The 16,681-nt window shown below is 37.9% G+C and carries 15 protein-coding genes and 1 riboswitch; of the genes, 5 read left to right on the forward strand and 10 right to left on the reverse strand.

Annotated elements, in window-relative coordinates; translation table 11 throughout:
- Nucleotides 1-257: 257 nt before the first annotated feature.
- The gene (locus tag ABH966_RS05490; RefSeq protein ID WP_370076501.1) at nt 258-845 is read right to left on the reverse strand and encodes an SCO family protein; all 588 of its coding nucleotides are present in this window, start codon (nt 843-845) and stop codon (nt 258-260) included.
- Between the two features lie 589 nt (nt 846-1,434).
- On the opposite strand from ABH966_RS05490, the gene ABH966_RS05495 reads away from it, so the two are divergent.
- The 5 genes from ABH966_RS05495 (at nt 1,435) to ABH966_RS05515 (ending at nt 5,988) form a co-directional block, all read left to right on the forward strand.
- Complete coding sequence (locus ABH966_RS05495) at nt 1,435-1,770, forward strand: DUF485 domain-containing protein (protein ID WP_370076503.1); 336 nt, start codon at nt 1,435-1,437, stop codon at nt 1,768-1,770.
- A complete protein-coding gene (locus ABH966_RS05500; RefSeq protein ID WP_370076505.1) occupies nt 1,771-3,324 on the forward strand; it encodes a solute symporter family protein in 1,554 nt (517 codons plus the stop codon).
- A gap of 489 nt (nt 3,325-3,813) precedes the next feature.
- Nucleotides 3,814-4,152, forward strand: coding sequence for a DUF485 domain-containing protein (locus ABH966_RS05505; RefSeq protein WP_370076507.1), 339 nt, complete (start codon nt 3,814-3,816; stop codon nt 4,150-4,152).
- An 8-nt stretch (nt 4,153-4,160) separates the two neighbouring features.
- Nucleotides 4,161-5,705, forward strand: coding sequence for a solute symporter family protein (locus tag ABH966_RS05510; RefSeq protein WP_370076675.1), 1,545 nt, complete (start codon nt 4,161-4,163; stop codon nt 5,703-5,705).
- 100 nt (nt 5,706-5,805) lie between these two features.
- Entirely contained in the window at nt 5,806-5,988 is a 183-nt protein-coding gene (locus tag ABH966_RS05515) for a hypothetical protein (protein WP_370076509.1), read from the forward strand.
- Here the strand turns inward: ABH966_RS05515 and ABH966_RS05520 are convergent.
- From ABH966_RS05520 to parE, 9 genes are all read right to left on the reverse strand, one after another.
- On the reverse strand, nt 5,985-6,407 hold the full coding sequence (locus ABH966_RS05520) for a DUF5360 family protein (RefSeq protein WP_370076511.1): 423 nt from the start codon (nt 6,405-6,407) through the stop codon (nt 5,985-5,987). The genes ABH966_RS05515 and ABH966_RS05520 overlap by 4 nt on opposite strands.
- Nucleotides 6,408-6,420: 13 nt before the next feature.
- Nucleotides 6,421-6,993, reverse strand: a complete 573-nt coding sequence (locus tag ABH966_RS05525) for a TetR/AcrR family transcriptional regulator (protein ID WP_370076513.1) — start codon at nt 6,991-6,993, stop codon at nt 6,421-6,423.
- A gap of 331 nt (nt 6,994-7,324) precedes the next feature.
- Nucleotides 7,325-8,074, reverse strand: a complete 750-nt coding sequence (locus ABH966_RS05530) for a TatD family hydrolase (protein ID WP_370076515.1) — start codon at nt 8,072-8,074, stop codon at nt 7,325-7,327.
- Complete coding sequence (locus ABH966_RS05535; protein ID WP_370076517.1) at nt 8,064-8,813, reverse strand: ABC transporter ATP-binding protein; 750 nt, start codon at nt 8,811-8,813, stop codon at nt 8,064-8,066. Before ABH966_RS05535 ends, ABH966_RS05530 begins: the two co-directional genes overlap by 11 nt.
- A complete protein-coding gene (locus tag ABH966_RS05540; protein WP_370076676.1) occupies nt 8,791-9,561 on the reverse strand; it encodes an ABC transporter permease in 771 nt (256 codons plus the stop codon). The genes ABH966_RS05535 and ABH966_RS05540 overlap by 23 nt, the downstream gene beginning before the upstream one ends.
- On the reverse strand, nt 9,561-9,851 hold the full coding sequence (locus tag ABH966_RS05545; protein ID WP_370076519.1) for a thiamine-binding protein: 291 nt from the start codon (nt 9,849-9,851) through the stop codon (nt 9,561-9,563). The genes ABH966_RS05540 and ABH966_RS05545 overlap by 1 nt, the downstream gene beginning before the upstream one ends.
- 1 nt (nt 9,852) lies before the next feature.
- Nucleotides 9,853-10,848, reverse strand: a complete 996-nt coding sequence (locus tag ABH966_RS05550; protein ID WP_370076521.1) for an ABC transporter substrate-binding protein — start codon at nt 10,846-10,848, stop codon at nt 9,853-9,855.
- 181 nt (nt 10,849-11,029) lie between these two features.
- Nucleotides 11,030-11,139, reverse strand: a riboswitch (TPP riboswitch).
- Nucleotides 11,140-11,599: 460 nt separating this feature from the next.
- Nucleotides 11,600-14,032, reverse strand: a complete 2,433-nt coding sequence (gene parC / locus ABH966_RS05555; RefSeq protein ID WP_370076523.1) for a DNA topoisomerase IV subunit A — start codon at nt 14,030-14,032, stop codon at nt 11,600-11,602.
- Nucleotides 14,029-16,005: a DNA topoisomerase IV subunit B gene (gene parE / locus ABH966_RS05560; RefSeq protein ID WP_370076525.1), complete on the reverse strand. Its 1,977-nt coding sequence runs from the start codon at nt 16,003-16,005 to the stop codon at nt 14,029-14,031. Before parE ends, parC begins: the two co-directional genes overlap by 4 nt.
- Nucleotides 16,006-16,681: the final 676 nt, after the last annotated feature.

Genomic DNA, 16,681 nt, shown 5'->3' on the forward strand with positions numbered 1-16,681 from the left:
CAGCAGAAAAAGGCGGAAGGAAGTTCACTTCTTTCATTCTAATTATAAATACGTGTAAATGCTTTTAAATACATCGAACTGACACCAATTGTTCTGCTACTATTAACACTAATATTCAGGTTTCTAAAAAATAAAAAACAAATTTATTGATAGGTACTCGAACACCTCAACGTTTTGATAAGATTGTGGAACCCCTTTCATATTTACGGCCATAAAAAATAACTCAGAAGTCATTCCAACCTCTGAGTTATTTTTTATTATTTAGTTAACACCTTCATATCTGCTGCAATCGTCTCAACTGGTACATCCGTTACAGCAGGATAATCCTTCACAACAATCCCATCAGCATTAACTAAGTAATACCTTCCCATATGTACAACTTGGTCAGTATTTGGATCATTTTTCACGCGTGATTTAAACGATTTCATTGCAAACTGTTCAATAAACTTTTGATCATAGCCAGTTAATAGTTGCCATTTGCTTTCGTCAGGCACTGAATACGTTTTCAAATAATTCGTTAAAACTTCTGGCTTGTCCACTTGAGGATCAACGCTAAAAGCTACAATTTGATAATCTTCCACGCCCTTATCCTGAAGTCCTTTTTGCACCTCTGTCATGTTATACGTCATTGGCGGACAAATGGAATTACAATTAGTAAAGACGAACATTGCTAACCATGGCTTGCCCTTAAAATCATTAAGGCTAACCTTTTCATTTTTTTGATTTGTAACCGAAAAATCCTGTACTTCTATGTTCATTTCAGGTTCAAATTTATAACTTCCGCAAGCAGTTAGAATGCTACTTAATGTTAGTATCAACACGAGCATTGCACTTTTCTTTTTCATATATTTGCTCACTTCCCTTCAATTTACCATCGTTGTTTATTGTATAAATAATAGGCACTTAATACAAGATATGCGCTTATCCTTTCATTTTTTTTATGTCATTTCAATGTATATTGTACGATTTTGGTATATTACTATCCTGTATATTCCAGACAATTCACACTTTTTTAAAAATTAATTAAAGCTGTTTTTTACTATTTTGGTTATTTCCCAAGACATCATATAATTGTTATATAACAAAGTTTTTTTAGTTTTCAAGCAAATCCTCTATACGAAGACACAATAATAAATTCTTGAAAATTCTCTTTCATGTTCAAATTTTCTCCTACATTCACAATTATCATTATCAAACTATTATAGGAATATTATTCTATAAAAAAATACCATTCTCTTTCATACGGATTTTTTCTATTAAATCCTTATTATTTCTACGTTATTTCCACGATTCGGAAATTATTAAAAATTTAAAAAACTCGAAATTTAGTATTGCATTATAAGAATCTTCCCCATAAAATAAGTGAGTATAACGACGAGCAATAAAGAAATATGTCGTTTAAGAAAGAAATATATCACTTTAGGGGGAATAATAATGGCAAACATTTCTGAGAACAAAAGTATAGATTCAGTTGACTATAGCGCAATTGAAGCTATGGAATCGTTCAACAAGTTCGTGAAAAAGAAGAATACCTTCCTTTTCTCGATTACAGCAATATTTTTAACACTTTATATTTTGTTACCAATCCTCGCTTTCCAACCTGTACTACAACAAAAAATTATCGGAAATATTACGGGTGTTTGGGTTTATTCAGCAGGATTATTCATTATGACAATCGTACTTTGTACAGTGTATGTGAAAAAAGCTTCTTCATTCGATAAAGCTGCGGCAGCAGTACTAGCTGAGTATCAGGCGAAAGGTGGAAAATAAATGAACTTAGTATCCGTTGGTTTCTTTTTAGCAATCGTTGGTTTAACTCTTGTAGTAACATATATCGCAGCGAAACGTACATCTTCTGCGGCTGATTTTTATACAGCTGGTGGCGGTCTTAAAGGTTGGCAAAATGGCTTTGCGATCGCTGGTGACTACTTATCTGCGGCTGCATTTCTTGGCGTGTCCGGTGCGATTGCGTTAACTGGTTTTGATGGTTTCTTCTTCTCTGTAGGCTATGTAGTAGCTAACTTAGTGCTTCTTTATGTAATTGCGGAGCCGATGCGAAATTTAGGTCGTTATACTTTAGCAGATATGCTTACTGCCCGTTTTAATGAAAAACGCATTCGCGGGGTTGCTGCGTCAGGAACAATTATCATCGTAATCCTTTATATGATTGCACAATTAGTAGGTGCAGGTGCCCTTATTAAACTATTATTTGGTATTGAGTATTGGATTGCAGTGTTAATCGTAGGTGTTATGATGACTACTTATGTATTATTCGGTGGCATGACAGCTACTTCTTGGGTGCAAATTATTAAAGCTAGCCTTCTTTTATTTGGGACAGGCGTATTAGCTACTTTAGTATTAATTAAATTCGACTTCTCTCTTATGAAAATGTTTGATACGATCGCTGTGGATCATGGCGAGAAATTCCTTGTACCAGGGATGAAATATACAAGTTCAATTGATTCGGTTTCGATGATGATGGCGCTTGTTTTAGGTACATCTGGGTTACCGCATATTTTAATGCGCTTCTTCACTGTTAAAGATGCCAAAACTGCTCGTTCTTCTATTTCATGGACAACTTGGATTACAGCTATTTTCTTCTCATTAACTATTTTCTTAGGCTTTGGCGCATTAAATTTTGTAGGGATCGATAAAATTCTTGCTGAAAGTAAAGCTGGTAACACCGCAGCCCCACTTCTTGCTAATTATTTGGGCGGTGATGTGTTAATGGCATTTATCGGTGCCGTAGCATTCGCAACCATCTTAGCAGTTGTTTCGGGCTTAGTTTTAACAGGAGCTTCTGCGATTTCCCATGATATTTATGGAGAAATCATTAAAGATGGTAAATTAACAGAAAAGCAACAAGTTGTAGCCGCTCGTACTGGCTCGATTTCTATTGCCATTGTATCCATTATCCTTGCATTATTTGCGCAAAACTTGAATGTATCGTTCTTAGTATCCTTTGCATTTTGTATCGGTGCTTCAGCAAACTTACCAGTTATTCTTTACACAATTTACTGGAAAAAATTCAATTCAACAGGTGCTATAACTGCGATGGTAACTGGTTTAGTATCATGTTTAGTGTTAGGTGCTATGGGGCCGAATGTATGGAGTCCTGTTGAAGGTGCAGCTATTTTTGTTGGTAATCCTATCGTACCGTTAGCAGTTCCAGCGGTCATTACAATTCCACTTGGCTTTATCGCAGGTTATTTAGGCACTGTTCTATCTTCTAGCAAAGTACCACAGGAAGAAGCAGATCGTATTTACAAGGAAATTCGTGTGAAAGCAAACACAGGTGTATCTGTTTCTGACATCTCTCATTGATCGCTTTTAACCATCCAAATTATTGAAAAAATATCTATCAATCATCCTATCTATATTAATAAAAATATCAAGTTAAAGAACTCGATTTTTCATCGGGTTTTTTAACTTTTTATTATAAAAAATTTGCCAATTTATTTATCGAACAATACTATTCTCTTTCAATAAAAAACGATTTTCACTGAGTAAATAGTGTTTATTTTTTATAAAAAATCATTTCCCTTTTGAAATTTCAACCATATTTTCCGCTCGGAAATCTAGAATTGACCTAACTCCATTTATTTATCAGAATTTTCCAAAACACTTTTATTTCTTACATTTGTCTTGTATATTCTCTTTTAAGACTATTTTTCCAAAAACTATTTTTTTATAATTTTTTCTGAAAAGTATTGCAATTTTGTGAACTGTCTCATAAAATGAAGATGTGAATTCACTAATCTAGCAAAATTGAGTCTTTAAGCAGTAAAAATAAACACAAAATGGGGAATGTTAATGGGGAACAATCAAGGCAATAAGAGCATCGTGATTGATTATGATGCGATTGCAAATCAAGAATCGTTTAAAGCGCTTGTGCGAAGAAAGAAATCATTTCTTTGGTCAATGACTGTGTTCTTCTTAGCAGCATACATGTTGCTTCCAATTCTTACTTCGTACACGACAGTACTACACCAAAAGGCATTTGGGGAAATTACTTGGGTGTGGGTATATTCAGCAGGGTTATTCATCATGACTTGGTGCTTATGTCACTTATATGTAGCAAAAGCAAATAGCTTTGATAAAGAGGCAAAGGCGATTATCACTGAATACGAGAACGGAGGTGGCCGCCGATGAATAACGGAATGAGTTTTACAGCCATATTCTTCTTCGTAGCCATTGTTGGTTTAACATTAGTTATTACATGGTGGGCATCAAAACGAACTTCTTCTGCAAGTGATTTCTATACTGCAGGCGGTGGGTTAACAGGCTGGCAAAATGGACTAGCCATCGCTGGTGACTACTTATCAGCAGCATCTTTCTTAGGGATCGCTGGAGCAGTTGCATTATTTGGATTTGATGGATTCTTCTTCTCTATCGGTTATTTAGTAGCTTACTTAGTGGTTCTATACATCGTCGCTGAGCCATTACGTAATCTTGGTAAATTTACATTAGCTGACATGATCACAGCGCGTTTTGATAGCTCTAAAGTTCGTGGTACAGCAGCTTTAAGCACTATTACAATTGTCTTATTCTACATGATTGCACAACTAGTTGGTGCAGGAGCACTTATTCAATTACTTTTAGGAATCGACTATTGGGTTGCCGTTCTAATCGTAGGTTTTATGATGACGACTTACGTACTATTCGGTGGTATGACTGCAACATCTTGGGTACAAATTATTAAAGCTTGTCTTTTAATGTTAGGTACAGTTATTATTTCATTCTTAGTATTAAAAGAGTTCGGCTTTAGTATTGCAACGATGTTCAAAGAAATGGAAACTGCAACTGATAGCGGTGCAGCTTATTTGAACCCAGGTCTTAAATATCAAAATGGCGTTGATACTATTTCAATGTTAATCGCTTTAGTATTAGGTACAGCTGGTCTTCCACATATCCTAATGCGCTTCTTTACAGTAAAAGATGCGAAAACTGCTCGTTCCTCTGTTATTTGGGCTACTTGGATTGTAGGTATCTTCTACATTCTTACAATCTTCTTAGGATTCGGTGCAGCTAAATTCGTTGGTAAAGAAGCAATTATTGAAGCAAACGCGGCGGGTAACATGGCTGCTCCACTTCTCGCGGAAGCACTTGGTGGGGACATTCTATTCTCATTCGTATGTGCGGTAGCTTTCGCAACAATCTTAGCGGTAGTAGCTGGTCTTGTACTTTCTGGCGCATCTGCCCTTTCGCATGATATTTATGGTCAAATCATTAAAAAAGGCAAAATCACAGAGAAAGAGCAAGTACTTGCAGCTCGTATCGGTTCTATCACAATCGCTGTTATTTCAATCCTTTTAGCACTTGGTGCACAAACATTAAACGTAGCGTTCTTAGTATCACTTGCATTCTGTATTGCAGGTTCAGCTAACTTACCTGTAATCATCTATACTATCTACTGGAAACGCTTTAATACAGCTGGTGCTATTACAGCAATGTTGACAGGTTTAATCTCTGCTTTAGTTCTTGTTGCAGTTTCACCAAACCTTTGGAATCCAGTTGAAGGAAAAGCAATTTTCGTTGGGAATCCGTTAATTTCGTTAACGAACCCAGCAATAATTTCTGTACCACTTGGCTTCCTTGGGGGTCTCATCGGAACATTACTTTCTAAGGAATCAGATGCTAAGAAATATCGTGAAGTGGATGTTAAAGCAAACACAGGTATTTCTGTACAAGACGTATCTCACTAATAATAGGACAATCGCCTCGTAAGTTAAATACTTACGAGGTTTTACTTTTTCTTCCGTATTCGGTACTATATTTACAAATGATAGTTGGAGGTAAGGTAACATGACAAACTCAAAAGCAAAAAAGAAACGCATGCATATAAAACGCACTAAAGGGAAGGACGTTGAAAAAAATCGTCAATCTTCCCCTTTCAGTACACATGAGCGTGTAACGAAAACGAAAAAAGAAAATATTGAACAAAATTTTACAAAGCACAGAAAACACAACCACGTTGAAGACGATTAGTGGTTGTGTTTTGCTTGTAATGAGACATTTTGATGTTTAGAAGTAATCAGTTTTGGTATAAAGTACAACGGATACAGTAAAAGAAAAAGGTTAGGTATCCACCACATAAGATCAAAATCAAGCTTTATTGTCCAAAAAGCAATCGCCTGCAATCCAGAGCAACTTGTTAGTGTCAGAGATAATAAGGTAAATGTTCTCCACTTTTCATTTTTTATTTTAAATAGATAGAGACTTATAAAACCACTAACTGAAATTAAAATATCTAGCGGGAAAAACGACCAATTCCATATAACTAATAATTCATTTTGATAATCTTGATATAAATACTCTTCTGGAATCAAATGAAAAAAGGTGACTAGCCAATAGACTATAAAAAAGATATCTGTCACTAAAAAAAGGTATCTTAAAGTTTTACTCATTTACAGCCCCCATTTAATTTTCTTCATGAATGTTATCTTTAAGAATCCCAAGCATAAGAATGTCCACCATTTCCTGCATTGTATCCTGAAGCGAACTCATATTTCTGTTTTTCGATGCATGTTCCATCAATCGATAAAGTCCTCCAATATAGACTTCTATAAATATCTCTTTATTAAAAGGACGTATTTTTTTTGCAGCAATCCCTTCATCTAACAACGAAAAGATACCTGTCCATTGTTCATGAATAAACTGATCAAGCGTTTCCCATTGCTTTGGGTAATAGCGTTGAAGCTCCTCCAAATATTGGAGCTGAGCAAATTTAAAATCAGCTGGAATTAGTACAAGACATTTCTGTAGTTTTTCTATAAGATTTAAAGTTGAATCATGCAGTATTTCTTTCTCTTTCATTTTCAGTTCATCAATGGCAAGATCAATCATTTCATTTAGCAGTTCTTCCTTTGAGGGATAGTATCCATACAATGTTTTAGTACTCATACCTAGCTGTTTTGCTAGCTCCCCCATCGTAAATCGGAAGCCTTTTCGTTCAGCTTCACTCATTGATACCTTTAAAATTCTATCTTTCATCATGATCACCTGCCTTTAGGAAAATGAAAAAACATTTTTATTTTCCTTATTTTCCATTTAATGATAGTACCTAATGAAAATAATGTCAATTGAACTACTCCCAAGCGAGAGATTCCTATGAACACCAGCGTAACCAAAGTTAGTGATTCTGTAATTTTTTATCAGCGATGTTTGATGCTTTTATCAGCGATTCTGGCTCTTTTATCAGCGATGTTCAACGTTTTACCATCGATTCTGGCTCTTTTATCAGCGATGTTCAACGTTTTATCAGCGATTCTATTACTTTTAACAAAAACACAGCTGCCCTTTAAAAGAGCAGCTGCGTTATTTGCTATAAATTATAAAATTTTGTCGTATTTCTTGTGATGATGCGCGCCGCTTCCTGTATTGTAAGCCCCTTTATCGAAGCGATAACCTCGATGGAATGATCCATCATCCAAGGAGATGTTCGTTTATTGTCAAATTGACCTTCAAACGGCCATGGTCCATCTGTTTCTACCATCATTAGCTCGATTGGGTATTTTTTGATAAGTTGTTCAATCTCAGTCTCATACGTACAATCAGGCGTGACAGAAATGAAATACCCTTTAGAAATCATACGTTCAATCACTTCCTCATCGCCTTTAAACCAATGAAAATGCGCTTCCGTTACATGATGTTTTTCTAGTAAATCACAAACAATCGCCGCATCTTCATAAACAGCATGTAACACAATTGGTTTATTTAATTCCTTTGCCATTACGATAAACCGTTCTAACAATGCCACATACGGACGAACATCAATCGCTTTCTCCTGTCTCAAATAATAAGGCAATCCAACCTCGCCAATTGCTACCATTTCATCAGAGTGTTGGCGTATCCACTCGAATAACGCGTCTTCCTCCTCATCACTAAGTAACGGTTGTTCGGGATGAAACCCAAACGCTGCTTTTACCTTTGCATATGCTTTCGACAGCTTCAACGTCTTCTCACACGATGAGAGATTCATGCTAACGGCAATGACATGTTCAGCTTCTTCTAGCAAAGTTGGTATGTCGTGCTCCTTATACTGATCTAAATGAATATGTGCATCAATCAACATTCGCCTCATCCTTTTCTTCTTTTAAATACTTAAACAATTGTTGCTTCAATGCTGTAAATGTAGCGGAATGGCGAATTTCTTCTTGTCGTGGCCTCGCAAAAGGTACGATTATTTCCTTTTTAATCGTCGCTGGCCGTTTCGTGAGCACGATGATACGATCAGCTAAAAACAGAGCTTCCTCGATACTATGTGTAACGAATAATATAGACTTTCGATATTCCTCCCATATCGATAAAAGCCACGCCTGCATTTCAAGCCTTGTAAACTCATCAAGTGCAGAAAACGGCTCATCTAAGCATAAGATGGGCTTATCACTAACAATGGCACGAATAAACGATACACGCTGTTGCATACCCCCTGACAGCTCATTGGGATACGCATTTTCAAACGCTGCAAGCCCTACTTTGTCTAACCATTCCTTGGCCAAGTTCACGTTTGGTTTTCTATGAAGCTCCTCGACCATCGTGACATTTTCTACTATCGTACGCCATGGTAATAAACACGGCTGCTGAGGCATATAGCCAATCGTCCCTCTTTTTTGCTGGATATCTGTATCGTTTAATAAAATAGCACCCTTATCAATAGAAGTAACACCACCAATTAATTGAAAGAGTGTACTTTTTCCACTGCCTGACGGTCCGATAATCGCCACAAATTCCCCGTCCTTGACCTCAAACGATAAATTGCGAATAACCGGAAGAGCATCAAAGGATTTATCAATGTTTTGAATGCTTAGCATGGAGTCCTCTCCCCTTCACAACAAGTTTTTCTAACAATTGTATAGCACTAAATAATAGTAAGCTTAAAAATACGATAGCAAAAATAGCTACAAACACGCGATCCGTTCGAAATGAAGATTGTGCTAATGTCATATAGACACCAATCCCCATTTTCGCACCTAACCATTCCGCAATGACAGCTCCCATGACGCTATAGGTTGCCGCAATCTTTACGCCTGAAAAAATCGCTGGATACGCATAAGGCCATTCAAGCTTCCAAAAGGTTTGTGCTTTCGTTGCACCAATCATCCTAAAATAGTGCTTCAGCTCAGGCGAAGTTTGACGAAAGCCATCCATTGCCGAAATAACAATAGGAAAAAAGCACACAAGACAAATAATAATGAGCTTTGGCAATAAACCGAAGCCAAACCATATGATTAAGAGTGGTGCTAGAACGAGCACCGGGACATTCTGTGACATAATCAGAATAGGATAAAATAGCTCCCGCACAAACGTAAAACGATGTAATAGCACAGCAACCGTTAGCCCACATACTATCCCGATAGCTAGACCAAGAAGTGCTAATTGAACAGTCGCTAACGCATGTGGCACAAACGTCTCATACGATTGAAAACCTTCTTTCAAAATGGCACTCGGTGCAGGCAAAAGCCAATGTGGAGTATCAGCAAAGCGGACAATTAGTTCCCATATGAATAAGAGGAAGGCGATAAAAATTATCGTCCTTCCTTGTTTGAAAGCTTGCCTCATCACTGGTATTTCTCCGTCAATGTACCCATTGTAATACCAGATGGCTGATATAAAATTTTCACTTGCGTGATGACATTGATCGCGCCCAGCTCAATCATCTTGTCATTCATTTTTTCAATGATTTGTAATAAAACCGGTAGCTCACCTTCCATTGTCGTTTCTAACGGGTGAACTTCATATTTAACTCCTGAAGCGTCGATAACCGCAATCGCTGCATCGACATATGGGATCACATCCTCATATTTTTCAGTTTTCGGGATAATTTGTACACTTATTAATGAGTTTGCCATATTACTTTGTCTCCTTTTTCGGTAAAAAGTCGTTTGTAAATGCTTGTTTTGCGTTAAATTCGCCCTCTAAAACTTTGTTGCTGGCCATCCATTTCGCGTAGTTTTCCCAGACAGCTAGCTTTTGCTCGCCCCATTGTTTAGCGTCGTCTTGATACTTATCTGCTAGCCATTCCTGACTTTTATGCACAAGGTTTTTATCTAAATCAGGTACAGCTTCTAGTAAAATATCAGCTGCCTCATTCGGATGTATTATCGCATATTCATAGCCCTTTGCTGCAGCAGCGACAAATGCTTTGACCGTCTCAGGATCATCCTTAATCATTTTTTCATTTGTAGCGAGTACAGGCGTGTAATAATCTAACTGATCACTATAATCTGTTAAATATAGCATGTTCAGTTTTTCGCCACGTAGTTCTGCTTCGATACCTGTCCATGCATAATAGATCCACGCAAAATCAATATCTTTTTTCATCATTGTGAAGAAATCTATATCGCCTGCATTGACAATATCTAACTTATTAATATCCGCATTTTCTGTTTGCATAAGTGATTGTAGTACAGCCTTTTCAAGTGGTGCACCCCAGCCACCGTATGTTTTACCTTCAAAATCCTTTGGTGACGAAATGCCTTTTGATGCAATGGATGCGAAGCCAGAAGTATTATGCTGAATAATCGCTGCAATCGATACTAAAGGTACATCTTGCACACGGGCCTGTGTAATCCCTTCCTGATAACTTACGCCAAACTGAGCCTTGCCAGACGCCACAAGCTGATCAGCACCTGTTTCGCCAGGTAATAAAATATCGACATCTAAGCCTTGCTCCTTAAAGAAGCCAAGTTTTTTCGCAACATATAAACCTGTATGATTTGTGTTCGGTGTCCAATCGAGAACGACTGATACTTTTGTTAATCCCTTAGTATCCTTTTTATCCTCTTTTTCGCTACAGCCCACTAATGTTAACAGTGTAGCCAACAGGATCAATAACCATTTTTTCATGCTGAATCCTCCAAGTAAAGTAGTGTGAAATTGTTCATAAATGAATGTGTTTACCAGAAGAAAGCGTATTCACGGTCTGTTTACACCCAAACCCAAAGTCTGTGCATGAATAAAAGTCTGAAAACATAAAAAACGCCTAGGATTCCTCCCAGACGTTTTGTAATCAATATCAAAAACTTTTACTTTTTGAATAGATGTTCCCTACGCTGGTACGAGCCAAATCAGGTTCAAAGAGTCAGCGTCTATCGGACACAATCTCAGCTGGCAACACCAGCCCCCCTACATTCTTTCCATATGAACTTTTCGTGATTATTATACCCATATCTATCCGTAAATGACAAGGCTCTGTTTTCTGAAAGCCCCGTAAATATAATTTAAAGCCTCATCTTTCTCTTCAACAATTCCATTTCCTGAGAATATTCACCGTTTTTTTGGTAAAACATTTTTTATTTAAAAGGAATCCCCTCCTGAAATCAAGAAGCGGTATATTGTTCGAAGTTTTAATAGGCACTGTTAAATACTATTGTTGATAATCAAATCAAGAACCTTTTGTGGTTTTTAATTTTTGCTTTTAGTAGTAAGACGTTGAATAAGAATCAGTAATCTTCATAACAACTTACTTGTAAAGCTACACCCGATTCACCAATTTGCCTAAAAACTTTATTGTCACTATACACCTACCCTTTCTTTTGATTAGACTATATAGAAAAAAAGCCCAGCTCTCTAAGGAGCATGGGCTATAAAATCAGTTTTATTTTTCTTCTTTTTTGACCGTAAAGACATGTGAAATAGCACCGTCTGTAGCTATATCCACTTTAAAGGAGCCATTGGAATGGCGATCTGCTCGAGTTAATGCTTGTACATCAAGGATCTCTTGCACGCCTTTTTCCGTTTCGATTGTTAGCCGTTCCTCATCAGTTACCTTGACTACAGCCACGATACGATGTGGGTTCGCTTTTAATTCTGTTAACACTTTTAAGCCACGTTTTGCACGACTCGTCATCTCTACCTCGGCAACATTCATTTTCTTCACCGCACCACGATGTGTCACAATCGCAACATATGCCGTGGCATTTGGCGGTAAAACATTGATGCCGACTAATGCTTCTCCGTCTTTCACCGTAATCCCTTTGACACCGCCTGTTTTCACACCCGTTACTGGCAATTCCTCCATTGGGAAACGAATAGCATAGGCAGTATCTGTTGTTAACATTAGTTCTACTTCGTCTGTCACGATACCTGCAAAAATCATTTCATCGCCTGACTTAACATTCATCGTTTTGATTGGTTTAGAATAACGTGTAACAGCATAATCTGATACAGGTGAGCGTTTAATTTGTCCATCTTTCGTAGCCGTTAAAATATACGTATTGGCCTGTTCAAATGTCTCAAAACCATATACAGCAATAATAGATTCATCTTCCCCTGTCGGCACAATACTAGAAATATGCTGACCAAGATCCTTCCAACGAATATCAGGTAGTTCATGGACAGGCTGATAAATATAATTGCCTCGGTTTGTGAATAGTAATAGATGATGCTGCGTATTTAAATTCTCTTCATATAACAAATAATCGGAATCCTTCATCGCAAAATCCTGACCATTCGAAGCTGCATGTGAACGTGTAGATGTACGCTTAATATAGCCATCCTTTGTGACAGTCACTACGACCTCTTCACTTGGGACAAGGACATCTAACGTAATTTTGATTTCTTCAATTTCTTGTTCGATTTTTGAACGACGTGGCTCTGCAAAGCGCTTTTTAATGTCAAGTAGTTCCTGTTTAATAACACGTACAAGCTTTGCTTCACTATTAAGAATACCTTCAAGCTTGGCGATCAGTTTATTTAGTTCATCCTGTTCATGGCGAAGCTCTGTGATATCTGTATTCGTTAATCGGTATAATTGCAAGCTAACGATCGCCTCTGATTGCACTTCTGTAAAGTCAAATTTCACCTGTAAATTCGTTTTCGCATCTCGTTTATCATTAGACGAACGAATCGTTGCAATAACTTCATCTAAAATAGAAAGCGCCTTAATCAAGCCATCAACGATATGCGAACGATCTTTAGCCCTTTGTAAATCATAAACGGAGCGGTTCGTCACAACTTCCTTTTGATGGGCAATATAAGAATCCAGTAACAATGGCAATGTCATCATTGTCGGACGACGATTATGGATAGCAATCATATTAAAATTATAGGCTACTTGTAAATCAGTTGTTTTGAACAAGTATTGTAAAATCCCTTGTCCTGGAACATCTTTTTTCAGTTCAATGACAACACGTAGGCCGGTACGATCCGATTCATCGCGAATTTCTGCAATTCCTTCAAGTCGTTTATCCACGCGTTGTTCATCGATTTTCTTCACAAGATTTGCTTTATTGACATCATACGGTAATTCCGTAATAACGATTTGCTCTTTGCCACCTTTAATTGGCTCCACGACTGCTTGAGCGCGCACGATAATTTTACCGCGACCAGTCTCATACGCCTTTTTAATACCATCGACACCTTGAATGATCCCACCTGTCGGGAAATCTGGCCCTTTAATTACAGTCATTAATTCATCAACAGTAGTATTCGGCTTATCTAAGCGCATGAGAACACCATCTAGCACCTCATCAAGTGCGTGAGGAGGGATATCTGTCGCATATCCAGCCGAAATACCAGTTGAGCCGTTGACTAGTAAATTCGGGAAACGAGCTGGTAAAACAGTTGGCTCCATATCCTGATCATCAAAGTTCGGTACAAATTCAACAGTTTTCTTGCCAATATCACGGAGCATTTCCGCTGCAATTGCAGAAAGCCTTGCCTCTGTATAACGCATCGCTGCCGGAGGGTCACCATCAACAGAGCCGTTATTCCCATGCATTTCAATAAGCATATGGCGCGCCTTCCAATCCTGACTCATGCGCACCATTGCTTCATATACGGAGCTGTCACCATGTGGGTGATAATTACCGATAACATTACCGACAGTTTTGGCTGATTTACGGAATGGTTTTTCGTTCGTATTGCCCTCTGTAAACATCGCATATAAAATACGTCGTTGCACAGGCTTAAGACCGTCACGTGCATCAGGCAACGCGCGGTCTTGTATAATATATTTACTATAGCGACCAAAGCGGTCACCCATCACTTCTTCTAAGGGTAAATCTTGGAATTTTTCCGTACTACTCATGCTTGGTCCTCCTCTTGTTGGATGAATTCATTTTCTAAAATATTTGAATCATCCTCCATACCGAAGTCTACATTAGCTTCGATCCATTTACGGCGCGGCTCTACCTTATCGCCCATTAATGTTGTCACACGTCTCTCAGCACGTGCACCATCCTCAATCGTTACACGAATTAATGTACGTGTATCAGGGTTCATCGTCGTATCCCACAGCTGGTCAGCATTCATCTCACCAAGACCTTTATAGCGCTGTAATATGTAACCCTTACCAACTTTTTTAATGGCCTTTTGTAAATCATTTTCGGTCCAAGCATATTCAATCACTTCTTTTTTACCAGTGCCTCTTGATACTTTATAAAGTGGTGGTAATGCGATAAATACCTTTCCAGCTTCAATCAATGGTCGCATATAACGATAGAAGAACGTTAGTAGCAGCACTTGAATATGCGCTCCGTCCGTATCAGCATCGGTCATAATAACGACTTTGTCATACGCTGCATCCTCGACAGAAAAATCTGTTCCGACGCCAGCACCAATGGCATGGATAATCGTTGAAATCTCTTCATTTTTCATAATATCCTGAAGCTTTGCTTTTTCTGTATTAATAACTTTACCTCGCAAAGGTAAAATCGCTTGGAACGTACGATCTCGCCCTTGTTTTGCAGAGCCACCTGCAGAGTCACCTTCGACTAAATACAGCTCGTTTTTCGCCGCATTTCGAGATTGTGCAGGTGTTAATTTTCCTGAAAGAATGGTACTTGCTTTTTTGCTCTTCTTGCCGTTTCGTGCATCTTCACGTGCTTTACGAGCCGCTTCACGTACTTGCTGCGCACGAATAGCTTTACGAACAAGTGATGCAGACAATTCAGCGTTTTCCTCAAGCACATATAAAATTTGCTCCGAAACAACACTATCTACTGCCGAGCGTGCCTCACTTGTCCCAAGTTTCCCCTTCGTTTGACCTTCGAATTGCAATAAATGCTCTGGTATACGAACAGAAACAATCGCTGCTAAGCCCTCTCGAATGTCTGTCCCTTCAAGATTTTTATCTTTATCTTTTAACAGGCCAATTTTTCGTGCATATTCATTAAAAACACGTGTTAAAGCCGCCTTGGCACCAGTTTCATGTGTCCCACCATCTCGTGTACGCACATTGTTAACAAATGAAAGGATTGTTTCTGAGTAGCCATCGTTGTATTGAAAGGCGAATTCAACTTCAATTTCGTCTTGAATCCCTTCCACATACTTAACAGGATGAAGTACGTCTTTCTCCTCATTCAAATACGCAACGAAAGCTTCAATGCCGTTCTCATAAAAGAAAACATCACCTTTGCCTTCCTCGCGTTCATCGATTAACTCAATTTTTAAGCCTTTTAATAAAAACGCTGACTCCCGTAATCGTTCTGCAAGCGTATCATAATTGTATTTTGTTACAGAGAAAATCGTGTCATCTGGCAGAAAATGAACAAGCGTTCCTGTCTGCTTTGTTTGTCCAATTTCTTCTAATGTCGTCACAGGATGGCCACCGTTTTCAAAACGTTGACGATACTTTTTACCATCGCGGTGAATCGTTACTTCTAAAAAAGTAGATAAGGCATTAACAACAGACGAACCTACGCCATGTAAGCCACCACTTGTTTTATAGCCACCTTGCCCGAATTTACCACCAGCATGTAAGACAGTAAAGATAATTTCGGGAGTGGGTTTCCCCATCTTATGCATACCTGTTGGCATTCCACGGCCGAAGTCTCGAACGCTGATACTTTGATCTTTATGAATATGGACAATGATATGAGAACCAAAGCCAGCCAGTGCTTCATCCACCGCATTATCTACGATTTCATATACTAGGTGATGAAGTCCACGGCCATCTGTAGAACCGATATACATGCCGGGTCGTTTTCGTACCGCTTCTAATCCTTCTAATACTTGAATGGCGTCATCATTATAGACGCTTGGTGACTGTTTATTCGCCAAAAATTTCCCCTCCAAAAAACAAAACGCATGTTCTATTTATGTTCTCTTCCTAATAATAATAGCATTTCCTGTCAATAGCTAGTGACAGACCCAATAAATTTTTAAAATTTCCTCACAGCTTTGTCGTTTTGAGCTTTTTACCGAAAGAAAAAGTTGCAATAGTTGCTTTAATATGTATTACTAACTATCCTATTCCCTTGACGCAGGATCGTAAACATTAGTTGCATAAATGAAACAACATAGGGCTATCTTCTGGTCATTACTCTCATTTCAAAACGATACCAATCGCTATAGGTTTTGGTCTTCCATACAGAAGCATTTGAATATCCCCTGAAAAATATACAATTCAGTACTTAATAGGTTTCTTCTGTCTATTAGAAAATTCATACTAACTTACTCTAGAAATTAAAGATAGACTTCTATTCTACCAAAGGAATGGATGATTGACAAAATTGCCTTTATACCTATATTTTTAGAAAGGGCTTTCATGCAACCAACATGAATCATGTCAAAAAGCCTAACACATATTCAACTACATATAAAAATCCTTGAAAAATAGTTATCTTTTATAATGAATTCAAGATACACGAAGAAATCTCCTTCATGACATTGTAGATTGTAGAGAAAAAGTGTAGAATATTTATTACATATTATTAGTACCAAGTAATAATCTATG

Source organism: Lysinibacillus sp. RC46 (genome assembly GCF_041262385.1).
Classification (GTDB): domain Bacteria; phylum Bacillota; class Bacilli; order Bacillales_A; family Planococcaceae; genus Lysinibacillus.